Origin of the sequence: Shewanella youngdeokensis (assembly GCF_033180165.1) — a bacterium.
GTDB classification, from domain to species: domain Bacteria; phylum Pseudomonadota; class Gammaproteobacteria; order Enterobacterales; family Shewanellaceae; genus Shewanella; species Shewanella youngdeokensis.
Genome location: NZ_CP136522.1, coordinates 232,776 through 255,839, shown reverse-complemented (window position 1 = coordinate 255,839; position 23,064 = coordinate 232,776). Strand labels below are relative to the sequence as shown.

General features: G+C 43.9%; 23 protein-coding genes. 14 read left to right on the top strand and 9 right to left on the bottom strand.

All coding sequences use genetic code 11. The annotated features are described in order from the left end of the window. Positions 1-44 precede the first annotated feature (44 nt). The 5 genes from RGE70_RS01145 to mutT all read left to right on the top strand — a co-directional run bounded on the left by RGE70_RS01145 (position 45) and on the right by mutT (position 3,076). Positions 45-959 carry a prepilin peptidase gene (locus RGE70_RS01145; RefSeq protein WP_310469721.1) on the top strand — a complete coding sequence of 305 codons (915 nt, stop codon included), beginning with the start codon at positions 45-47 and terminating at the stop codon, positions 957-959. Positions 960-1,050: 91 nt separating this feature from the next. Further along, entirely contained in the window at positions 1,051-1,656 is a 606-nt protein-coding gene (coaE, locus tag RGE70_RS01140) for a dephospho-CoA kinase (protein ID WP_310469720.1), read from the top strand. An 8-nt stretch (positions 1,657-1,664) separates the two neighbouring features. Next, positions 1,665-2,399: a cell division protein ZapD gene (gene zapD, locus RGE70_RS01135; protein ID WP_310469719.1), complete on the top strand. Its 735-nt coding sequence runs from the start codon at positions 1,665-1,667 to the stop codon at positions 2,397-2,399. 48 nt (positions 2,400-2,447) lie between these two features. Next, complete coding sequence (gene yacG, locus RGE70_RS01130; protein ID WP_310469718.1) at positions 2,448-2,687, top strand: DNA gyrase inhibitor YacG; 240 nt, start codon at positions 2,448-2,450, stop codon at positions 2,685-2,687. Next, positions 2,684-3,076 (top strand): 8-oxo-dGTP diphosphatase MutT, encoded by a 393-nt coding sequence (gene mutT / locus RGE70_RS01125; protein WP_310469717.1) that lies wholly within the window; start codon positions 2,684-2,686, stop codon positions 3,074-3,076. Before yacG ends, mutT begins: the two co-directional genes overlap by 4 nt. A gap of 45 nt (positions 3,077-3,121) precedes the next feature. Here the strand turns inward: mutT and RGE70_RS01120 are convergent, their stop codons facing one another. Both RGE70_RS01120 and RGE70_RS01115 read right to left on the bottom strand, forming a co-directional pair. Beyond that, the gene (locus tag RGE70_RS01120; RefSeq protein ID WP_310472885.1) at positions 3,122-4,549 is read right to left on the bottom strand and encodes a M16 family metallopeptidase; all 1,428 of its coding nucleotides are present in this window, start codon (positions 4,547-4,549) and stop codon (positions 3,122-3,124) included. A gap of 59 nt (positions 4,550-4,608) precedes the next feature. Beyond that, complete coding sequence (locus RGE70_RS01115; RefSeq protein ID WP_310469716.1) at positions 4,609-5,940, bottom strand: M16 family metallopeptidase; 1,332 nt, start codon at positions 5,938-5,940, stop codon at positions 4,609-4,611. A gap of 270 nt (positions 5,941-6,210) precedes the next feature. Here RGE70_RS01115 and RGE70_RS01110 point away from each other — a divergent pair, with 270 nt between their 5' ends. Beyond that, positions 6,211-6,909, top strand: a complete 699-nt coding sequence (locus tag RGE70_RS01110; RefSeq protein WP_310469715.1) for a flagellar brake protein — start codon at positions 6,211-6,213, stop codon at positions 6,907-6,909. 16 nt (positions 6,910-6,925) lie between these two features. Here the strand turns inward: RGE70_RS01110 and RGE70_RS01105 are convergent, their stop codons facing one another. Beyond that, positions 6,926-7,891 carry an eCIS core domain-containing protein gene (locus RGE70_RS01105; RefSeq protein WP_310469714.1) on the bottom strand — a complete coding sequence of 322 codons (966 nt, stop codon included), beginning with the start codon at positions 7,889-7,891 and terminating at the stop codon, positions 6,926-6,928. Between the two features lie 224 nt (positions 7,892-8,115). After that, a complete protein-coding gene (locus tag RGE70_RS01100) occupies positions 8,116-8,424 on the bottom strand; it encodes a hypothetical protein (RefSeq protein ID WP_310469713.1) in 309 nt (102 codons plus the stop codon). Between the two features lie 420 nt (positions 8,425-8,844). On the opposite strand from RGE70_RS01100, the gene RGE70_RS01095 reads away from it, so the two are divergent. Beyond that, positions 8,845-10,989 carry an EAL domain-containing protein gene (locus RGE70_RS01095; RefSeq protein ID WP_375087922.1) on the top strand — a complete coding sequence of 715 codons (2,145 nt, stop codon included), beginning with the start codon at positions 8,845-8,847 and terminating at the stop codon, positions 10,987-10,989. Positions 10,990-11,070: 81 nt separating this feature from the next. Here RGE70_RS01095 and RGE70_RS01090 read toward each other — a convergent pair whose 3' ends face one another. Both RGE70_RS01090 and RGE70_RS01085 read right to left on the bottom strand, forming a co-directional pair. Beyond that, positions 11,071-11,670 (bottom strand): tRNA-uridine aminocarboxypropyltransferase, encoded by a 600-nt coding sequence (locus tag RGE70_RS01090; RefSeq protein ID WP_310469711.1) that lies wholly within the window; start codon positions 11,668-11,670, stop codon positions 11,071-11,073. A 249-nt stretch (positions 11,671-11,919) separates the two neighbouring features. Beyond that, positions 11,920-13,122: a multidrug effflux MFS transporter gene (locus RGE70_RS01085; protein ID WP_310469710.1), complete on the bottom strand. Its 1,203-nt coding sequence runs from the start codon at positions 13,120-13,122 to the stop codon at positions 11,920-11,922. A 472-nt stretch (positions 13,123-13,594) separates the two neighbouring features. Here RGE70_RS01085 and RGE70_RS01080 point away from each other — a divergent pair, with 472 nt between their 5' ends. After that, positions 13,595-13,915 carry a hypothetical protein gene (locus RGE70_RS01080; protein WP_310469709.1) on the top strand — a complete coding sequence of 107 codons (321 nt, stop codon included), beginning with the start codon at positions 13,595-13,597 and terminating at the stop codon, positions 13,913-13,915. Positions 13,916-14,015: 100 nt separating this feature from the next. On the opposite strand, the gene RGE70_RS01075 is transcribed toward RGE70_RS01080, so the two are convergent. Beyond that, positions 14,016-15,431 (bottom strand): DUF4145 domain-containing protein, encoded by a 1,416-nt coding sequence (locus RGE70_RS01075; RefSeq protein WP_310469708.1) that lies wholly within the window; start codon positions 15,429-15,431, stop codon positions 14,016-14,018. Positions 15,432-15,530: 99 nt separating this feature from the next. Continuing rightward, complete coding sequence (locus tag RGE70_RS01070; RefSeq protein ID WP_310469707.1) at positions 15,531-16,259, bottom strand: hypothetical protein; 729 nt, start codon at positions 16,257-16,259, stop codon at positions 15,531-15,533. Positions 16,260-16,443: 184 nt separating this feature from the next. Between RGE70_RS01070 and RGE70_RS01065 the strand changes: the two genes are divergently transcribed. Continuing rightward, positions 16,444-16,968: a DUF2780 domain-containing protein gene (locus tag RGE70_RS01065; RefSeq protein ID WP_310469706.1), complete on the top strand. Its 525-nt coding sequence runs from the start codon at positions 16,444-16,446 to the stop codon at positions 16,966-16,968. A 123-nt stretch (positions 16,969-17,091) separates the two neighbouring features. Then, a complete protein-coding gene (locus RGE70_RS01060) occupies positions 17,092-17,550 on the top strand; it encodes a tellurite resistance TerB family protein (protein WP_310469705.1) in 459 nt (152 codons plus the stop codon). Positions 17,551-17,561: 11 nt separating this feature from the next. Here the strand turns inward: RGE70_RS01060 and yjeH are convergent, their stop codons facing one another. Then, positions 17,562-18,815: an L-methionine/branched-chain amino acid transporter gene (gene yjeH / locus RGE70_RS01055; RefSeq protein ID WP_310472884.1), complete on the bottom strand. Its 1,254-nt coding sequence runs from the start codon at positions 18,813-18,815 to the stop codon at positions 17,562-17,564. 143 nt (positions 18,816-18,958) lie between these two features. On the opposite strand from yjeH, the gene RGE70_RS01050 reads away from it, so the two are divergent. The 4 genes from RGE70_RS01050 to menC all read left to right on the top strand — a co-directional run bounded on the left by RGE70_RS01050 (position 18,959) and on the right by menC (position 23,064). Further along, the gene (locus tag RGE70_RS01050) at positions 18,959-19,387 is read left to right on the top strand and encodes an Lrp/AsnC family transcriptional regulator (RefSeq protein WP_310469704.1); all 429 of its coding nucleotides are present in this window, start codon (positions 18,959-18,961) and stop codon (positions 19,385-19,387) included. Positions 19,388-19,502: 115 nt separating this feature from the next. Beyond that, the gene (gene menD, locus RGE70_RS01045) at positions 19,503-21,212 is read left to right on the top strand and encodes a 2-succinyl-5-enolpyruvyl-6-hydroxy-3-cyclohexene-1-carboxylic-acid synthase (protein ID WP_310469703.1); all 1,710 of its coding nucleotides are present in this window, start codon (positions 19,503-19,505) and stop codon (positions 21,210-21,212) included. Then, positions 21,194-22,021, top strand: a complete 828-nt coding sequence (gene menH, locus RGE70_RS01040) for a 2-succinyl-6-hydroxy-2,4-cyclohexadiene-1-carboxylate synthase (RefSeq protein ID WP_375087883.1) — start codon at positions 21,194-21,196, stop codon at positions 22,019-22,021. Before menD ends, menH begins: the two co-directional genes overlap by 19 nt. Beyond that, a complete protein-coding gene (gene menC, locus RGE70_RS01035; protein ID WP_310469702.1) occupies positions 22,021-23,064 on the top strand; it encodes an o-succinylbenzoate synthase in 1,044 nt (347 codons plus the stop codon). Before menH ends, menC begins: the two co-directional genes overlap by 1 nt.

The window sequence follows — 23,064 nt, the reverse complement described above, 5'->3', positions numbered from 1 at the left end:
ACTTATATTACAGGCAAGTGCATACACCCTAAAAAGAATAAATAATGACTGAATTGATCCTCGTTTTTAAACAAATACCTTGGTTATTTGTTGCGCTTAGCTTTGTGTTTGCTGCCGTGATTGGCAGCTTTTTAAATGTCGTGATTCACCGCTTGCCCGTGATGATGAAACGAGAATGGCAACAAGAGTGTAATCACTACCTAGCGGAATATAAAAAATCAGTATTCGAGCCCAACCAACAAACCCTAGAAGCCCCGATTGACGCTTTCCCAGACAAGTACAACCTTGTTGTACCTGGCTCGGCCTGCCCTAAATGTAAAGCCAACATTAAAGCCGTACATAACTTGCCAGTTTTAGGCTGGTTACTATTAAAAGGCCAGTGTGCAGCCTGTAGTAATCGCATCTCAGCCCGTTATCCGTTGGTAGAGTTAATAACGGGTTGTTTAGTGGCATTTTTGGCGTGGCATTTTGGCCCAACAGAGCAGTTTGTCTATACCACAGTGCTAACTTTTGCGCTTATCGCGCTGACGGGAATCGATCTTGATGAAATGCTGCTTCCCGACCAAATTACCTTGCCACTGTTATGGCTGGGATTAATACTCAATTTAAGTGGCACATTTGTGTCAATATCTGACGCTATTATTGGTGCCGCGGCAGGGTATTTAAGCCTCTGGAGTATTTTTTGGGCCTTTAAGCTGCTCACTGGCAAAGAGGGGATGGGTTATGGCGATTTCAAATTATTAGCGGTATTTGGCGCATGGTTTGGCTGGCAGGTATTACCTTTGGTTATATTGTTATCGTCTCTAGTCGGAGCCATTGTCGGCCTATCGCTCATCGCCTTTAAAAAACTCAATCAGGGTAACCCTATTCCATTTGGGCCTTACCTTGCTATTGCCGGCTGGATTGCCATGATATGGGGCGAGTCAATCACGCAATGGTACCTTTCAACACTGTACTAGTGTTTATTTTGATTAACCTAACTAGAATTCATAACTAGACAGTTAATTTGTATAACTAAATTGGACAACTAGCATCCAAAAGGGAGGCTTTATGGCTGATTACATCGTAGGGTTAACCGGAGGGATCGGTAGCGGGAAAACCACCGTAGCTAACTTATTTGCTGAGCTCGGTATCGCTTTGGTCGATGCTGATGTTGTGGCCAGAGACGTTGTCAGTAAAAATTCCACTGGTCTAAAAGCTATCACCCGCCGTTTTGGCACTAAAATCTTACTCGCTGACGGCAACTTAGACCGCTCAGCTTTGCGCGAGCGTATATTTAATAGCGATAAAGACCGTTTATGGCTAAATGATTTGTTGCACCCGCTTATTCGGCAAAATATGCTACAGCAATGTAAAGAAGTGCAATCAAATTATGTAATTATGGTTGTGCCCTTGCTATTTGAGAACGGGTTAGATAGGTTAGTACATCGTACTCTTTTGGTGGATATTCCACCTGAACTGCAACAACAGCGAACCATTGCCCGCGACGCGGTTTCAGCTAAGCAAGTACAAAATATAATAGGCAGTCAGGCTACAAGAGCCGACAAACTGTCAAAAGCCGATGACGTGATTGACAACCAAGGAGAGATATCGGCGCTTAAGTGCAAGGTTAACGCATTGCACACCCTTTATTTACACTTATCCAGTGAAGCTTAAATAATGCTATGGCTGATTTAATCTACGAACAACCGCTCAACGAAAAAATACGTGGCTACTTACGGCTAGAGTATTTGTCTCAGCAATTGCAGGCTAACTTAGATTGCGATCAGCAGCATCAATGTTTCTACCCATTGTTTTCATTGTGCGAGCTCACTGAACGCTGCGACTATCGCGGCGAGCTGCTCAAAGATCTCCACCGTCAACTGTTTGCACTGTCTAAAGTGCAATCGTTACCAACGCTGACTAATGATGACGTAGATCTTTATATCGCCAAGCTCAGCACTGCGCGTGACGTGTTACAGGTCTCTGCTCGCCCTGGCGAACAGATCAAACAAGACCGCTTTTTGTCTGCAATCAAACAACGCTTCAATATGCCCGGCGCTAGCTGTAATTTTGATCTGCCTCAGTTACATTTTTGGTTAGCCAAACCATGGGCTGTTCGCCAAGCTGAGTACCAAGAGTGGATGAGCCAATTTGCTAGCATTTTATTACCCATAAAGTTACTTCTCGACTTAACCCGACAAAGTGCTCCATATGCCCAGCATGAGGCAACAGCCGGTTTTTACCAAGGTAACAGTACTGAGTCGTTATCACTGGTTAGAGTTAAACTTGCTGCAGAGCAAGGCTGCTACCCAACAATTAGTGGTCACAAAAATCGCTACGCAATCCATTTTGTCCAGTTTGATAAACAAAAACACTGTGACCAATCGGTTCAGTTTGAGTTGTCAACTTGCCCTTAAAAGCGTTAACATCATCGCACTTTCAACCATGTGTACACATAATCAATTATGCCTCTTATTGTAAAATGTCCAATTTGCCAAACTGAAGTGACTTGGGACAGCCAGTCCCTCTTTAAACCTTTCTGCAGTGAGCGCTGTAAGCTGATTGACTTAGGTGATTGGGCATCTGAGAAGCATGCTATTCCGGTTAAACCTCAATTTGATCCTGAAATGTTAGATCAACTCGGTTACGACAACCCTGACTTTTTTATGGCTGACGAAAATGCCGAGGATGACGGTAAACTGTGAAAAAACATATTCATGTTGCCGTTGGCGTTATTGAAAACAGTACCAATGAAATTTTACTTGCTAAACGACATGCTCACCTTCACCAAGGTGGTAAGTGGGAGTTTCCCGGCGGTAAGGTAGAAGCTGGAGAGACCACCTCACAAGCACTGATTCGAGAGCTTAAAGAAGAGGTCGACTTAACCGTATTGAACACCACGGCACTAATGCAAGTTCAGCATGACTATGGTGACAAACAAGTATTGCTCGATATCCACTGGGTTAAAGATTTCACCGGCACGGCAAAGGGTGTTGAAGGGCAAATCGTAAAATGGGTGGCTAAACAAGAGCTCACCCAATTTGACTTTCCTGAAGCTAACAAAGCCATAGTGGCAAAAATTTTAGCGCCGTAACACATAAAAAGCCGCGATACTGTTCGCGGCTTTTTATTGGGCGTTCTAGTCACCAAACCCCACAGCTTTGATATCAACTTGCGTAACCGTGCCATATTGCTTAGCAATAGGCGCAACTTGAGCTGCGTTACCGATAATCACAAATTGTAAGTTATCTTTAGGAAAGTAAGTATCAATTAAACGCTGCGATTCTTGCAGTGTTAAACCATCAACCTTAGTTTGAAACTCGTTAATAAAGGCATCATCAAAGCCGAAAAGGTACATATCCGACATTAAACCAGCTAACTGACCACTGGTTTCGTACTTGGGCGGAAACTGCCCTTTTACGTACGCCTTAGCTGAATCGAGTGTCGCTTGGTCAAGCCCTTTATCCCACAAACGGTTATAAGTTTTCAGAGCTAAATCAATGGTCTCTTTAGTGGTTGCCGTTTTAGTAAAGGTACTAATTTTAAATGTACCAGCTGCAGAGTAAGCAGTAAAACCCGAACGAGCACCATAAGTTAGGCCAGCATTTACGCGTAATTCATCATTTAACCATGAGGTAAATCGCCCACCTAAAATTGTATTGATCACGGTTAAACCAACAAAGTCTGGGTTGTCGCGGCTAACGCCTTTACCACCGATTAAAAATGTGGTTTCAACGGCATCGCCTTTATCAACTAAAAGTACCTTGCTGTGGTCTAATACTGGCAAGTTTTGTTTAAGGTTTAGCGCACTGACGGTAGCGGTATTTTGCCACTGTCCAAATAACTTTTTGAGCTCTGCTTTCATTGTTGCAGTATCAAAGTCACCGACTACGTTAATGGCAACATTGGCTGGTTGGTAAAATCGTTGATGAAAGGCGCGTACTTGCGGCACATCCAGTTGCGCAAGCGAATGAGTGTTACCAGAAACCGCATTACCATAAGGGTGTTGAGCAAAAATTAACTTGTCGTAATAACGGTTAATCACCGCACGTGGGCTTTCTTTAGATTGTCCAAGGCCAGCAATTTTTCGTTGGCGAAGCTTGTTAAACTCGGTTACGTCAAAATCAGGAGACAACAAAATACGTTGTATTAATGGCAACATGGTTTCGGCATCTTTAGCCATAAAGTCAGCCTGTAAGTAGCTGCCCTCTTTACCCGCTCCACTAGCAAGGTTAGCGCCTAAGAAATCAACTTGTTGCTCTATCGCTAACTTAGATTGACCTCCCGCCCCTAGCATTAAGCTGGCAGCAGTCACTTGCGCCATACCTGCAAGAGTGTCATTTACGGCTCCGACTTTGATGGTGGCATTAACGGTAATAAGCGGGACTTCTGTTTGCGGCATCAAGTAAATCGTTAAGCCATTTTCAAGCGTTACCTGCTCATAAGCAGGCATACTAAAACTACCGGTATCCACCGTTTTAGTATGTACGTCGGTAGTGGCGCAACCACCCAAAACCATAAGGCTGGCCAAGGTGAGTACGCTCAATACTTGTTTACCTTTAACCATACAAGATAACTTGCTGAAGCGGTTACATGCTGGCTCATTGAATACGTGATTAATTACTTTCATTTGTCCGACTCCTCCGTCGCAGCTAGTACGGCAACCGTTCTATTTGAACGGATCAAATACGTTTTAGCCACTCGCTGAATGTCCGCTGGAGTAACCTTGTTATAGGCTTCAGGTGCATTGAACAGTTTGTCATAGCTACCAAAAAATAATTCATAAGTGCCAATGGTGTTTGCTTTACCGTTAATCGTTTCCATTGATTGATAAAAATCCATTAGTTTAAGGTTTTTAACCTTAGCAAGCTCAGTATCTGTTACCCCATCATGAGCAATCGTATTAATTTGAGCAATCAAGCCATGCTCTAATTGAGTCGCTGTTACCCCAGGGCTCGCGACTCCCATCACATAAAAAAGATTGGCGTCGAAAGACATTGGCAAGTAGGTTTCAACCCCTAGCGCGACTTGTTTATCAACCAAGCCCTGGTACATACGAGAGCTATTACCAGAGGTTAATATCGACGATAGAAGATCCAGTGCGTAGTAATCGTTGTTTGAGCTGGCAGGTACGTGGTAACCCAACATCACATTCGGCGTACTCACCGATGCCTTTTGAACAAATACACGACGCTCACCTTTCTGTATCGGCTCAATCGTTTTAACCGCTTTAGGTGGTGCTTGCGCTGGAATAGGCGCTAAGTATTGCTTCGCTAAACGCTTAACATCAGCTAGCTTTACATCACCAGCGATAACCACAACAGCATTGTTCGGCGCATAGTAGGTTTTATGATATTGGACCAAATCCTCTAACGTCCAAGCGGCAATATCTGACTCATGCCCTATTACCGGCCAACTATAAGGGTGAGCCCTAAAGGCAGCGCCTTTTAGCTCTTCTTGTAAGTTACGCCAATTGGAATTCTCAAGACCAGTTAAACGCTCAGAAGCGACGACGCCTCGCTCACTGGCTACCATTCCAGGGTTGATATCTAGATTTTCAATACGATCAGCTTCTAAATCAAAGATGGTCTCTAGCGCATTAGCAGGAAACCAGTTGGTGTAAACGGTTAAGTTCTCAGTGGTGTAAGCATTATTTGCCCCACCGACTGCTTCCATGGTGCGATCAAACATTTTTGGCCCATATTTTTTTGCACCATTAAACATCATATGCTCAAAAAAATGAGATATCCCGGTGATCCCTGGCACCTCATTACGCGACCCGACTTTCCAAAACAAATACATATTGGCATTCGGTATCGAGCTGTCTTCTAAGACCATTATTTTCATGCCATTATCTAGCGAAAAACTCTGGATGTCTTTTGCTTCTGTAGCCTGAACAGCAGAGCCACTAAATAACAGGCTGGCAGACAGTAACAACGCTTTGGTATAGCCCTTCATTGCTCGCTCCTTGTTTGAGCACTGATGTTGTTAGGCGATTCACCCAACAACACTAATATCGATTTGATCGAACAAATATCAAATATGTGACCTGCTATAACAAAACAAAACGCAGTAGAAATCAATTTATCTAAACTAATCATTTGTAACGCATAGTAAATAGGAAACTGTACGGCCTAAAATTTAACGCGCCAAAACCATTAATTTTATGCCAACATAATCGACACCTTATGTTAACTTACACCTATAAACCTCTTTGCTGCTAGCACTATGCCGAACGAACACTCGCTCAATGCACTCGATAGTTTAACTTGCAATACTGAAGTCCATTTGCAAATTCTTACACCGACTCAAGCTATTCGTTTACGCACCAAGCTCATTGGTGTGGACCCAGGTCGCGCGCTAATATTGGCTCACGGACATGACAAAGCATGGGCTATCGCCGCACCATTTATCAGAGACAAGCAAAGCGTAATTATGCGAGTCGTTAACAGCGATGAGCATGACGCAAATATTTTGGCATTTAGAACCCGTATTCAAAGCACCATCACGCTCGTAGGTCGATGGCTGATTATCGATTACCCCAATTCCCTACAAACCGTCGCCCTGAGGCAACATTCCCGCATACCGGTTAAGGTATTAGCAAAACTGGTTACCTCACGTGATAAACAGGTTATCTCGCATGGCGAATTACGTGATATATCGATTAAAGGCGGGGCATTTGTGGGCGAGGCGATTGCCGACCTAGAGGTAGATAGCGAATTAACGCTACAACTAAAACTCGACGATCAAAGTGAGACAACCGAAGCCGTTGCAGTAGTAAAAAACCAACAAGACCTCGAGGCTAAAACTGGGCAGTCTCAATACGGCCTTACGTGGAAAAATGAAACCGATGCGACAGAAAAAATGGTGCAGAAGGTTATTTTGCACCATTTATTACAACAACCCAAGAATGACAAAAACACCTAGTGACTTATTACTTGTATTAATTACTTAATAACACCTGCTCTATTTGGCGAGTAATTTGTGGTGATACTAATTGCGACTTGCCTGTTACTAACAAAGCAAAGTTATCTGCGATGATCTCTTCTGGGTGGATAATATAATCGGTATTGTGGCCGACTTGCTCAAAGAACCCCTTAAGATCTGACACCGCAATTATTTCCGGCTGCTGTGCATTATAATCATGGTAATTGAGCTCTTTGGTTCGACCTATAACTACGAACTTAAAGTTTAGATAATCAAAGAACTCGCCTCCTTTTTTAAGATCGTAACGATCTAAAGCAGAATATAAAATTGGCACAACCCATACTGACTCATGTTGATACTCAACCTGTATTGCAAAGTCATTAATTGGCGCGTCTGGGTTAGTAATTTTTTGCTGTACTAACGTGGTAGGAAATTCAATATCGCCAATAAAGTGATAACCAATTGCGTTATACAGTTGCGCTTTAATCGTGGGATTAAACCGAGAAAACACATGTAATAATTCATGAGCGAGTAATCGTGCCAACCCAGCTTCATTCTTGACTTGGCGTGCCTGCAGAATAATTGCTTGTCCACGCGTATAAGCGGCATTGCCTTCTTCAATACCAGTGGTTTTGATCAGTTGAATCGGCTTGGGCAAATGCACATTCAAACTTTTTAATTTTTCACTAATGCTATTAAATGCCGTTGTTATAGCCAGCCGCTCACTCTCCTCCCAATTTAGCGTTTGCTGCGCTACAAAATTCAGATAATCCGCTTTTAGCTGTGGCGTGCCTTGTTTCATTCTGGCATCAATATCAAACTGGCTAATGCGCTGAACAAAATCGTCATTTCGCTTAAGTACTTGTGCAGCTTCTGCTTGGTCCAAAAATACCATACTGTAAACTGGCTTTGCTGCCACACTGAAGCTCAGCCATGATGCCATTAATACACTAACCACTACGACGATTACTCTATTTATCATTGTTATTATTCCATTCATCTTTTAGTAAAATCCGTTGAGAATTATTCAGTAGTTCAAATAACTAATTCATTTTTATAGTGCCAATGAGGAAATAAGGTCAGAATGTGTTTGGTCATTGCGATCAACGTGGCCTAGATATTTATAACGAATATAAAGCTGACTGCTGCAAACTCGATACCAGTACAAGCAGTAAACACAATGGATACAAACTCACAGAGCATCTGTTAACGAGAATCAGGAATTTTACGATCTTTTGCCGCTGCCTCTTTGGCTTCGCGTAGATACTTTTCTTGCCTCGACTCTCGCGCCTTAAAATGCAGCTTCGCTTTCTCACGCTGCTCACCTTCCCAATCTCCTGCGGTTGAATTGGCTAAAATTTCTTTATTTCGCTCATTAGTTGAAGCCATTGCATCACGTGCTTTTTGTAATTGCGCTTGCTCTAGCGTTAGCGAGCGTTTTGTATCTTTGTGCCGCTGGTTAGCCAATCGGCCTTCATCAGCTGCAGCCGTATTAAAACCGAATAAAAAAATCATAAACAAGCATATAAATTCAACTTTAAAGTATTTCGCTGACAGCATAAAAACAACCTACGACCCAAATAAATAAATTACATTCTAACAACAGTAAAAATCTTTTAGCAGCTTTTGTTTAGCATTATATAGTCGATACAATCTAACGATCATTGTTAACGCTACAAATAAAAAGTTTAAAACACCAAAAAGTAAGACTTACAATTCCAAAACTCGGTAATTACCAGCATAAATCGTTATAAAATCAGTTAATCATCCCGCCAGGTCAAAATTTAGCAAGTTTTCCATCAACAAATTTGTACATAGCGTCAAATAAAGGTACTTTTGACACATAGGGAGAACAATTGCGAAAACTTTGATTGGATCATTGTTAATAAGCAACCACGGCATCAATAAAGCGACGAAGGAAAGGGATAAATGAGTATGCAAAAATGGTCGGAGTTATATTCCAACCTAGAATCTTCAACCCCTTTTCTTGCAGAGCAACTTGTTCAACTCGATAATTCCGAGGTGCCGGTGCCATTAGCACTAATAAAAGGCTACCAATTTATCGGAGCTAACACTGCAGCTTTAGAGTATTTTGAAAGCATTGAACAAAACTTTGTTCACTCCACCCCCTATGATTTTTCGCCAAGGCTACAATCTTCTGGAAGAAGCAGTGTTGATTATGGGCAACAAAAACTACGTGAAGCACTTAAGGGTAACATCGTTTCGTTTAACTGGCTGCACCTCAGTCAGCAAGGCACTGAACTACCAACCAAAATAACACTTTACCCCTTTAAACTTAATGATGAAGATGTCGTACTGATCCAATTCGTCCCCATGGATAGGCGAGTAAAACGTCGCTCACAAGCAAGTAATGGCTTTGAAATGCTACCAAAGCAGCTCATGTCAATTACGCTAGAAGATAGTGCCGAGGCGGTGTACATAACAGATAAAGACCATCGTATTTTGGCTGTAAATAAAGCCATGTGTCGTATTTGTGGTTATAGTGCTGATAATATTCTGACTAAAACGCCCCATGAACTTAATCTAGATAACCTTAACCATAATAGTTTACCCAGAAGATCGCTCAACAATAATGGCAACTGGCAGGGAGAAGTGTGGAAGTATCGATCTGACGGTTCAAAATTCCCCGCATGGCAAAGTTGTCGCCGCATATACGCCGACAACCAAGTCTATTTTGTAAACTTATTCAGTGATATTAGCGAAAAGAAAAAGTTGGAAGAACGGCTTATGCAACAAGCCATGTTCGACAAGCTAACTGGCTTACCAAATCGATTCCACCTTACTAAAATTTTGAATAAAGCCATTGATGAAATTAAGCATCACCCAAGTATGATTGGTGCATTGATGTTTTTAGATCTTAATGGTTTTAAAAATATCAATGACAGTTTTGGCCACTCCACAGGTGACAAAGTTTTACAACTCGTTGCAGCAAGGCTAGAAACCTGCTGCCTTGAAGATGCCGAAATAGCTCGATTGGGCGGTGACGAATTTACTTTAGTGCTGCCCAAGTGTGTAAACATACAAGAGATTGAAGCCTTTTCTGAAGGGGTATTGTCGTTATTTGATGTGCCATTTGAAATTGACGGGCAAAAGTTTTATTTAGGCACCAGCATCGGAATTTCGATGTTTCCACACCAAAGCCATGAGGCCAACCAGTTACTCAGCATGGCTGATACTGCTATGTATTCAGCCAAAAAAAGCCCTAATCATATTCGATTTTATAACACAGCAATAAAAGAAGCAGCAGAAAAGAAACTGCTGATACTCAATGACTTAAGGCATGCACAAAGCCTTGGTCAGTTTAGGCTGGTATATCAACAAATTATTGACTTAGAAAACAACAAAATGGTTGCAGCCGAAGCATTATTAAGATGGCAACGTAGCAACGGAACCATATTAGAGGCTAACGAGTTTATTCCACTATTAGAAGAAAACGGCTCAATGGTCGGCGTTGGAATGTGGGCACTAGAGCAAGCTTGTGCGCAGATGCGCTTATGGCATAAGCAGTATAATGAAGACTTAAAAATCACGGTTAATATGTCAACGAGTCAGCTTGAGCACCCTGATTTTTTAATCATGCTAAATAAGGTGTTAGACAAAACCCAATTCCCATCAGACAAGCTCGTGATCGAAATGGAAGAATCAGCACTATTTCGTAAACCAGCTCTTATGTCAGCGCTACTTAATGAACTAAAAAAACTAAATATCGACATTGCTATTGACGATTTTGGTGCGGGTGTATCCTCATTAGGGCGGTTAGGCACCTTACCAATCGACAACTTAAAAATAGACTCTAGCTTTGTACACCGACTCAATGAGCCACAAGGCGAAGAGCTATGTAGGGCATTGATCCAATTAGCCCATACACTAAACATCCGCTTTATTGCCGAAGGTATCGAAACCCAAGCGCAAAAAATACTACTCTCAAAAATGGGTAAAGGTTTTGGTCAAGGCTATTACTTTGGTTGGCCAGCCACTGCTGATGTTTTTGCTGCTGAATCCTTAAGCCAGCTAAAAATAACTCAAGAAGTTGCGATTCATGACACCGTCTGCGGCTAAGGCATGTTACTGCCACCAGTCCTAACATCCAACAGAGGCCAATGCCGCCACTGGTGCCATTGACCTACCAGCAACCAGATCTTATTTAGCTTGATACCTTGCCCGCACATCACTTGGCATTGAAGCGAGCCTTTGCTCAACTAAAGCAGCTAAAGCATCCGTCAACGGTGTGACATCTTGTTGAGGGTTAATGGCCTTCAACATCATGGCACTGGCTTCCAACGTCGATAAGCTATCACTACGGCTTGCTTTACGAATGGTGTAGTTAGAAGCGGAGTCTAAATCAAGATGCAATGCCGGAAATGCCTGCAACCAAGGGTTTAACTGCAACAGCTTGTAAGCCTTACGCCAAGTGCCATCTAGCAACAACAAAATGGCGTCCTCCTTAAAACTGCGCTGACTAGCCAACTCACTTTTATCTGACGGGTACACGAGGTAAATCGGTTTATCTGCTTGGGCAAGATAATCTCGCAAAGCCGTAAAATCAGCCGCAGTCTCACCGACAAATACCTGAGTGTCAGCTATCACCAGCTGCATTAAACGCACACTGTTTTTAGCATGATTAACTTCGCTAGGATCTTGCAGCACAATCAACTCTGTCGTGACCTGCATTGGTTTTATGCTGGCACATAAACAAGCTTTAAGTGGGTAGTGGCATGAAGTACATTGAGGACGAGACAAAGTGAAACCTATAAAAAACTGAGCTAATACCGTTTAGTTTATACCAATTCAAGCATCGATATTCGACCAATAAGTTAACCAGCTAAATCATTATTCAAGCTTTTAACTAACATCGAACCGGCCGCGCTCAGCAAGGCAGAGCCTGTATCAGTAAATAGAAACAAAAAACCGGCATAGATCAAAAGTCTATACCGGTTAATGAAGCGGTAGATAACAGCTAGCGTCACCTAGCGGGCAAGTGTGAACACCCTAAGCAGCGTGCTGCTCTTGATGCCAATGGTTCAAACGAGACAGGCTCATAATGACTAGTGCAATCGCTACTAAGCCGCCCATAACCAGTGCGACAGCTTGAGGGGCAAGCAAATCAGTTTGCTGCACAATTCCAACCAATAAAGAAGCGCCACTCATTTGAATAAAGCCTAACATTGCCGCTGCAGTGCCCGCTCTTTCACCAAAGGCTGACAACGCCATGCTGGTCGCAGGACCAAATAACAATGCGCAACCAACGCACAGCAGCATCATGGGTAACATAAAGCTAAACGCTGCAGCCATACCGGTTTGAGGTCCAAAACTAAATAGCAATAATTCTAAAGCCACAGTCACTAACATCAGTACAAATGCCGCGATAACCGTTGAACGATTACCCAATTTTTTAATGATTAATGGTGCTGAGAAACACGCAATAATATTGACTACAGCATTGAGCCCAAATAGGCCACTAAAAGCTAACTCTGATACACCTAAACGGTCAATCAGCCAGGTTGGAGCATACGATACATAACTTAATATGGAGGCCATGGCCGTCATACAAACTGCAGAATAAAATACAAAATGCGGTTCTAAAATCACCGGCTTATAACGCTCCCAGCGATATAACGGCCCTGAAGTCACCGTGTCTTTAGGTCGCGTTTCAGGTAGGCGGTAACCGACAAAAGTTAAAATCACAATGGCATACAAGGTCATAAATACAAAAGTGGAACGCCAGCCAAATTGCAATGCCAACAAACCACCCAGCGATGGTGCCAACGCTGGAATAATACAAATCATCCCGTTTAGGTAGCTGTAGTAACGCGCACTCTCTTTTGCTGAAAAACAATCTCGCACCGCGCTAAAGACCACAATTGAAGTAGAACAAGCAGCTAAGCCCTGTAATACTCGCGCCACTTGCAACCAATGAAATTCAACCGCTACAGCCGCAAACAGACTGCTCGCGCCATATAGAATAATCCCAGCTAACGCAATAGGTCGTCTGCCGTATCGGTCAGCCAAAGGCCCTATTAATAATTGCCCAGCTCCCATAGCAAAAAGAAAGAGAACCAACGTCGATTGGACCTCGCTAGCAGAAACGGCAAAATCAATGGCCATAGTCGGCATTGACGGTAAGTAGATATCAATTGCTAAAGGGCTAAGTACCACCATTAGCATTAAAACAGGTAACAAATTGCGGCGCATTTATATTCTCAATAAGTAGTTAACTCGGCCATATTAATCAATCGTCAGTATGAACGGAAATGATATAATTTTATTACCGGATTTCCTTTTTGGAATAATGCTAAGCCAAGCAACAATGGCTGACTTACTTAACTTTTTAAGTACCCGATTTAAATGACTTAACTGACAAGGTGGCGCAATAAATAGACTGTATAGCATATAAAAATACGCAGATTGTAGCCTTAGAAGATCCTAATTGAGCAGACCTTAGGTATGAATGGAATTTTGCCTATTCAACACACTTCACCGAGTAAGGCAGATGTAAAAGCATAACCAGAATGTTTTAGCGTATTCAAAAATAGCAGATCAAGATTAAGCTTTATTAACGTGATTTAAGCTCAAATGTTAGGCAACATAAATTTGTTAGCTTGCTCATTCAGCAACAATTCATCTATTTGGTGTATGCTAACAGTTAAGATAATTTGGAGAATATATGATTTTCAACCAGTTTCAACACAACCCAATGCAAAATCGATTTTCTGGCTCACGCGGCTGGTTAGCATTCATCATCGGTTTAGCGGTGATGACACTCATCCTTGTTGCGTTACCTTTTTTACTGCTTATTGGTGCGGTGACTTTTATTGCCCTCAGCATTTTTGGACGTGTTTTTCTCAAACGCCATTTAGCACGCTTTAAGCAACAAACAGAAAAAACATTTCAGCAAGGCGATACGCAACAAACCGTATTTAAAGACCATGCCACTCAAAGCTCTGCCCATACAGGCCGAACCTTCGAACATAACCCTAACGAGTAATACTGGTATTTTGGTGTCTCAAGGCCTAAAGCTATGGCTCTAGGCCAACAGCATGACTTAGCCTTCAAACCCTTAGCGAATGACTCGTTCTATTGCGCCATTATCGGCTCAATAACTCTGCCGCTTTTGCTAATGCAACTTTCTCGTCAGCCGAAGTGGTCATTTGCATCACGCTAAGTACTTGTTGCTCAAGTGAGGCCCACAAGGGCTCAATCACCGTACGCTCTTCATCGCTGGCACGTTCAAGTGCCAACTTTAACAACGAAGCCGAGCCAACAACGTCAATACGCCCAAGTATGCCGTCGGCTAACGCCATACTGAGCTCAATCATCGCCGGAACACTGTGCCCGTATTTAATGACCTCGCGCAGATAGTTTTCTGCCTGCGTGTAGACTTCACCCAAAGCGGTGTCGTCATGCAGCATAGACTGCGCACGAGCCAACATAGCATCGAGCTGACCTTGCTCGGCAGCCTCAGCTAACCAATATTCACTTTTAACGGCGTCAATGTCGCAACCTTCGCCACGCGCAAACATTAAGGCCAAATGATACTGCGCGTGAGGAAAGCCCGCTTTAGCAGCCCGGCTAATGTATTGATAAGCGTTTTTTAAATCGGATTGCTGGTAATACAACACGCCAAGGTTAGCCATTGCCTCTGATTGCTCAAGCTTAGCGGCCTGACTTAAATAACGCTCTGCAAGCTCAAGATTAGCTTCAAAATGCTGGCTGCCCACAAGATAAAAGTAACCCAGCAAGGCCATTGCATTCGGCACACCTGCCGCCGCGGCTTTGGCGATGGCTTGCTCACCGGCAGTAGCATCAACGTCTCCACTATAGCCATGGATCAAAGACACTCCGTACTCATATAACGCATTAACATCGTCATTAGCCGCTTGTGAAAACCAGTAGCTAGCCTGTTTAAATGAATCCGCTGAGCGTTCAACAACAGCATCATCGCGGCTGTCTTGTAGCGCCAGCTCTTGCTCTCTTTGCATTAATGCACGCGTTTTAAGCGACATTCCAACCAGGTATTGTGATTCCGGATCACGTTCCATAATGGCGCGATAACATAAATCTCGGCCTGCTAGTGCGTCAAAATCTTCAAAGTAGTATTCAGGTTTAGTATTTTTATGGGTCACCTGCGTAAACAAGGTGTCCACCAGCTGCAATAAATTTTTAATTGCACGCTGACTTAAGTGCTGCAATTGCTCTGAGGTGAGATGATACTTTTCTGGGTGGGCGCCACGATTACCGTCTGCGCGCAGCTTATGTAATGCGCGAGTCGTTTTAACATCGATAAGTCGTCGCTGATTGAGCAGCTCAATACGGTCGTAAAGATTAGGGCTTTCAAATTGAACCGCACGCGCTTCAGCCAATAAGCTCACCAGCTTATGGCTAAAACTTCTAACATGAAGCAACGCCTGAGTTGGTACATCTGTCACAAAGCTTTTTGCTTTGCGGTAATCCTGCCCCAGTTCATTTGAAAACTGATTAACGAATTCAATATCGTTTAACAAGATAAGCTCCTAGGCTGCACAGCACGCGCGTAAAGTGTGGCTAAAACGTCATTATGGCGAATGCTACCTTTAACACTCGCCATTAGAACAGCGTAGAGATTACTGCTCGATGTTACCTGGTACCGCACTGTCTCCGCGCGACACCATGTACAAACGAAACAGTGCAACATTCACAAATAAACCAAAGAATGCCACGACTACGTCACCAACCAATTGCAACGGCAACCCACCCAATTGAGTTACTGCAGCTAATAAGCCACCAACAACAGAAAGCGGAATATAAAGTAATAACAGCAGCATGGTTTTAAACGCGATAGGACCGCTAAAACTAAAGCTACGCTTAATAGCTTCAAATGGTGTCAAACGTTCGACAACAACCATAAAGTTCACAAAAGCGAGTCGTGCAAACAGGTAAATACTAATCCCCAAACCGATAATGCCTAAGCCGGGATTAATCGCGAGCAAAATAAACACGGGAGCAAAAACCGCTAATCCTGAAAACACCCCAGCTAACAATAAAGGGGGTACAAAATTCAAACTGGTTTTTAACACCATAGCGCTACTAGGGCTATGACCTTGCGAGCGGATCTCCAAAAACAGTGTTAAGGCAGCAATCAAAAATGAAAAAGCTAGCAGCAACACCACCATGGCAGCCATATGGCTACCACCAAATTGTGGGTTTTCTAAGTCAGCGGTGCTGATCTCAAGACTTAACCAAAGCTGGATACCAACTTGTATAAATAACACTGGCACTGTAATAGCCGCTAATTGACTAATATTATTACGAAAAAAATTAAAAGCTTGAGTCAAGATGGCAGATAATGACATAGAGGTTTCCACAGAATGAAATTGAACAACATAAATTAGCGTTTAGGATACCCAAATTTGGTATTTAATGCACAGTAGAAATCACCAATTAGCCATTTCTTGAAAGTAAAAAAAACACATTTATTTTGTTAAAGCCGTTACAATAATAACAATTCAATAGCTTTAACCTTAAAGGATGTTTCATATGAAATTTTTAACTATCTCTCTCGCTGCGCTTCTCAGCCTACTTTCGACGCAGGTTAACGCCTACGAAATCGATCTGCTTGGGGAAGCAAATAAGCTTATTTCGCCAACAACATCTTCAACCCAATCACAAAGCAATGATTTAGTTGGCACGGTTATGTCACAGTTAGATTTAAACCAAGGCCAAGCAGAAGGAGGTTTAGGTAGCCTGCTGTCTTTGGCGCAATCTTCACTAGGTAGCAGCGATTTCAGCTCAATTGCAGATTCAATTCCAGGTATCGACTCTCTACTCAGCGCTGCACCAGCAGCTGATAGTGGCTCAGGGCTATCTGGTTTATTGTCTAAAGCAGGCAGCTTAGGTAGCAGCCTTCAAGGTGGGGCGATGGTCTACGATGCCTTCGAAAAACTCGGGATCTCTAAAAGTTTAGCGGCGCCAATGATTGATATCGTTAAAAGCTACCTTGATACCAACGGCACTGCTGGGACATCAGACTTACTAATTCAAGGTCTAGGCGCGCTTCTCTAGGCCCAACACTGCATACATCTTGGCTAAATACTCCGGTTAAAAAACACCCTTGCGTTAAGCCAAGATGGAACTCTTCCGCCTTAAACCACTCTAATCAATACCCGCAAAAACAGAGGCATTCACATGCTTGCTAAGCTAAAACTATTTTTTGAGGCCCCAAAACAAACATTCTCGGCAGAGGAGCAAACACAACATTTAAACCTTGCTGCGGCCAGTTTACTACTTGAAGTGGTCATGGCCGATGACAACATGTCTACTGCCGAGGTCAACATATTGCCCGAGCTGCTAACCAGCCATTTAGGTCTATCGGTCAACGATGTGCAGGCTTTAATTGCTGATGCGAGCTTGTCACAAAAAAACTCAACCTCACTGTATGAATTTACTCAAGCGATTAATAACCATTTCGATATAACCCAAAAACAACAGCTCATTTTGGCGATGTGGCGCCTTGCTTATGCAGATGGGCACTTGTGCCAGTATGAAGATCAGATGATCCGCCGCACCTCTGACTTGCTACACCTTAGACATAGCGAGCTTATCCAGATGCGTAACCTTGCCATTGAAACACAACAACGCAGCTAACCTAATGCCGATCATGCTGTGATGGGTTTGCGATTTAAGTGCACTTTTTGCCACCACAGCACCGGAAATAGCACCACCATTAATAATATGGCAAACACCATGTTCCAGCCTAAAGCAATGCCGATTGCAATACAAAATCCACTACTTAATATCACCAGCGGTAAATATCGTTTACTGAGTAATTTAGCCGCGGCCAACATGGCGGCCAAATAAATAATCACAAACACACCATTACTCCACACGATCAAATCTTCAAGCTCTTGCCCCGTAGCGTGCGTTAATATGATCACGAGAGCCATCGCTAACAACACCGCAAAAGAGGCCCTAGCAGGTGATTGATGCGGATTTAACTGGCTAAAATATCTTGGCAATACGCCGTCACAGCTAAAACTCCACATTAACCGAGACACACTCGCGGTATAAACATTTACCGTGGCCAGCCCACTCACAATACCTAATATACCAATAACCTGCGCCCCATAACCGCCGAGTAAATGGTCAAAAGCCCCAACCATGGCCACGGGAGTGTCACTCGGTACAACTAACAATAACAAGGTGCAAGCCAAGTACACCAAACCAACTAATACGGTACCAATCATCATGGCAGGGATCATGTCTTGTTTTGGTCGGCGAAAATCATTGGCGAGGTGAGTCATGGCCTCTACCCCAAGAAAGCTCCAAAACGCGATCCCGACAGCTGCCATAATGAGACTGATATTAGGCGTATCTTGGTGGGTAAATGACTCAAGCTCCGACAAACTCATGCCCACCCCACCAAACAAAGCCACCACCACTGAGACAATCGCTAAGGTCAACGCAAACTGCAGCTTTGCCGACACTTGGATACCACGTAAATTAAGGACCAACAGTACAGCTAACAGCAACAATTCCGTGCCAACCTGCGTCCAACCGCTCATGGGTACAAGGGCATTAACAAACTGAAATGTCATCAAAATAGCCGCTGGAGCGCCAATCGGAACCACCAATAAAAACATCAATCCAATGGTACGTCCTGCAGTGCGACCAAAAGCTTGTTCGACAAAGTACGCAGGCCCTGCGGCATGCGGTAAGACACTTGCTAACCGCCCAAAAACCAACGTAACGGGAATAATGGCAAGTGTAAGTACTAACCAGGCGATTAACGCACCTTGTCCCGCTGTGACGATAGTCATCTGCGGTAAAATAAACACGCCGGTACCCAACAATGTGGTGGCCATTAGCCCAGCACCTTGCCAACGTCCTATCGTGCCTGAAATCTGTTTCATATTCATATAAGCTCTAGTTTACAATGGCACTATTATAGTTCTAGACTAAATAGCATTCTGCGTTTACACGCAGACACTTCACCAAATTTTCCGGCATATTGTCGGTATTTTTGTTATTGGCCGTCACTATGCTGGAATTAGATATGGATAAATTTGATCAAGCAATTATAAGCGCGCTTAGAGTTGATGCTCGCCGCAGCATTTCTGATATTGCGACCGAGGTAAACCTCTCACGCTCTGCTGTAACCGAGCGGATCAAGAAACTCGAAAATTGCGGTACAATTCGCGGCTATCAAGTCATCCTGAGCGCGTCACAAACCGAAGGGGTCTCAGCCTACTTCGAAATCCAGCATCAGTGCGCCAACTGCGCTGACATCGTTAAAATTTTCCAAACTATTCCGGAAATCATTACCTGTAAAGGTATCACCGGTGACATGGATCTTTTAGTCTACGCCAACGCAGCGTCAATGAAACGGCTACATCAAATCCGCGAGTTTATTGATGCGCAAGCCGACATCACCAAAATAAAAACCCACGTGGTAATGAGCGAATGGATAGATAACCAAGGTTAATCACTGCTCGCTATTTCTTACTGTTAACTTGCGGCGTTAAGAAAACCATAACCGATCATATTTCTTTGCCCTAAACCAAGTTAAACTAACATTATCATTGGGATGGTAATTATCTATGCAAACTGAACATACAGCTGAATTAAATCTACTTTGGGGATCATTAATTCTAGATGAGCTTGCTCGCCTAGGCGTAAAACACGTGTGCATGGCACCGGGATCGCGCTCAACCCCGTTAACGTTAGCCGCCGCCAAGCAAGATAATTTATCTCAACACCTGCATTTTGACGAAAGAGGTTTAGGCTTTATGGCACTAGGGTTAGCCAAAGCCAGCGGCGCACCTGTGGCGATTGTTACGACTTCAGGTACTGCGGTTGCTAACCTATACCCTGCGGTCATTGAAGCTTGGCTAACTCACGTACCGCTTATCATCTTATCGGGCGATCGCCCCTGCGAGCTTATCGATTGCGGTGCTAACCAAGCCATTACTCAACCGGCTATTTTTGCTCAGTATGCTAAGCCTCTCAACTTGCCTACACCAGATATGAGCATTGGTCCCGAGTCACTACTAAGCGCAATTGATGACGCGGTTAGCAACCAAACCCAGCCGGTACATATAAACTGCATGTACCGTGAACCACTTTATCCAGCAGAAATAAAAGCTGACTTTAGTCGCTATTTAAAGCCAGTTGCGCAGTGGCAACAAAACAACTTACCTTATATTCAGTACGCAGCGCACAGCGCTTCACAAATGCCTACTCCTGATGCTCTAGCCCGATTCGTACATGGTAAGGGTATAATCGTAGCGGCAACACTAGCACCTGAACATCATCCTGAGCAGTTAATTGCTCTGTCGAACAAACTAGGCTGGCCCATTGTGACTGACGCACAGTCACAGCTACGACAACACTGCACTGCCATCGGTAATATTGATCAACTGCTGCTGCAACCCAAATCTCAAGCGTTACTGGCGCAAGCAGATAGAGTGCTGGTTTTTGGTGGACGCATTTTATCAAAACGATTGATGAACTATTTAAGCGAGCAAAACTGGAAAGACTACTGGCAAGTATTACCACAACAACAAAGGCTTGATCCAAGCAATAAACGTAAACACGTGTGGCTGGCTCAGGCTGATACGTTTGCCGCGTTACCATGGCCTCGTTCGTCGCAAGCTTTATGGGCACAAGCACTCATCAAAAGTAACCAAGCGCTAGAGACCTTATTCCAACAACAAATTGACCAAACACAATTTGGCGAAGCGCTGACCATAAGAACCATCGCCACACGCCAAACGAGTCAATCACAGCTGTTTATCGGTAATAGTTTGCCGATTAGGTTATTCGATATGTATGCGCCTATGTGTAGCCAATATGCCAACGTGTTTACTAACCGAGGAGCCTCAGGGATTGATGGTTTACTTGCAACCGCTTGCGGCGTAGCCATTGCAGATAAAAAACCAACCACCTTGGTGATTGGTGATATTTCACAGTTACATGACCTTAACTCGCTGGCGATTGCACGCACGGTAACCAGCCCACTGGTAATCGTGATCCTCAATAATGATGGTGGTAATATTTTTAACCTGCTGCCGGTACCTAGCGAACAACTTCGCACTGACTACTATCGTCTATCCCATGGTCTTGAGTTTGGTTTTGGCGCGGCAATGTTCGGCCTAGCTTACAACCAAGTTGATAACCTTGATGATTTTATTGAGTCTTATGACTATGCCCTGACCTACCAAGGACCATCGGTTATAGAAGTGAGCGTATCGCAACATCAGGCCAGCGACCAAATGACAAAAATTAGCGCTTGGGTAAAACAAAACTGATGTTAGCCTACCAATGCCAAGGTGACCCCCGCGCTCCCGCAATTGTTTTGCTACATGGCTTTTTAGGCAGCAAAGAAGATTGGAGCCGGGTCACAGAGGTATTAGCTGAGCACTATTATTGCATTTGTATCGACCTGCCCGGCCACGGCAGCAGCCACCAGCATACGCTAACCACTCCCGGTTTTAGCGACTGCGTGGCGCTTATTCAGCAAACGCTGTCATCGCTCACCGTGCAGCAATACCATTTAGTCGGCTACTCTCTTGGGGGCCGTATTGCGTTGCATTTAGCCAGACAATCACCCGAACAGGTACAGAGCTTAATCCTTGAGTCGTGTCACCCGGGGCTAACATCTTACGCAGATAAAGCCGCAAGAAAAGCCAACGATGCGCAATGGGCAGCTAAGCTAGCCTCGCTAACGATTCTCGATTTCTTAGCGCAGTGGTACCAGCAACCCGTATTTGCCGATCTTAGCCCGCAAAAACGTCAAGTGATGATCAAGCTGCGCAGCAGTAACAATGCTATTGCACTGGGTAATTGCTACCAGTCGACATCTCTAGCTGAACAAGCCGACCTATGGGACACTCCAGCTATCATCAAGGCGCCTTGCTACTTTATTGCCGGTGATGACGACCAAAAATTTACTGCACTTGCAACTCGCTGGCAGCAGCAATCTACCATCAAGTTACATGTTGCAGAGGGCTGCGGCCATAATGTACACAGCGCTGCACCTGCGCTGTTTAGTCAGCTAGTACTACAACTTATTCAGCCGCAGTTACCAAGTTCACCCTCAGATAATAGGGCCATTTAATGTCGCTTACTCAGCTTAGCCTTTTCCAATACACAGTTGATTTAAATCGATTACTACCAGTTGGTAAACAACGTATCGATCAACGCCACGGCTTAGTGGTGGCTGCTACGTTAGTGCATGATGAGGTTGAACGCACTGAATATGTCGAGGTGTCGCCACTCTCTGGTGTTGATGTTGACGGTAATCTAATCAAAGGTTTTAGTCAGCACTCACTCACTCAAACCTCTGAGCAGCTTCATCAGCATCTAACACAACTGCTTTGCCAGCCAGTGGATGCACTACTAGATATTGCTAATGACACTAAAAATAACGCTATTGCGTTTGGGCTAAGCTTGTTACATGCAAAATTGATGGGCTCACTCGACGGTCACCACCTTGATACGCTAACTATACCGCTTATTTATCGCAATCAAGACGAACCATTAAAGGCCGTTGCCGAACGCGTGGCGGCACTCCCCAAAAGTGTTCACGCTGTTAAGGTTAAAGTGGCACAAACGTCATTAGAAGACGAAATTCAATTAATACATCAAATATTAGCCATTCGCCCAGACTTAAAACTGCGACTCGATGCCAATCAAGGATTTGAGCTGCAGCAGGCAATTGACTTCATCGCTTGTATTCCTTTACACGCAATAGAATACATTGAAGAGCCCTGTCAAAACCCCGCTGATAACCCAGCACTTTATCAAGCCATTGGCGCGCCTTGGGCGCTGGATGAATCACTTAACGACCCCATGTACCAGTTTGAAATGCAACCGGGGCTGTGCGCCATTATCATCAAACCCATGCTACTTGGCAGTTTAGAAGCATTACAGTCGTTACAGCAACAAGCTGATGAACACGGGGTGCGCACTATTATCAGTTCTAGCCTAGAAGCCAGTTTAGGCATTGCAGATCTCAGTCGGCTAGCCAGTATTGTGACCCCAGATGAAATCCCAGGGATCGACACTCTCGCCGCGTTTAGCCAAGACGTACTATGCAGCAGCGGAAAAGCACAGCGTCTAAACCTAAACGACTTACAATGCCTACTAGCGCTAGGTTAA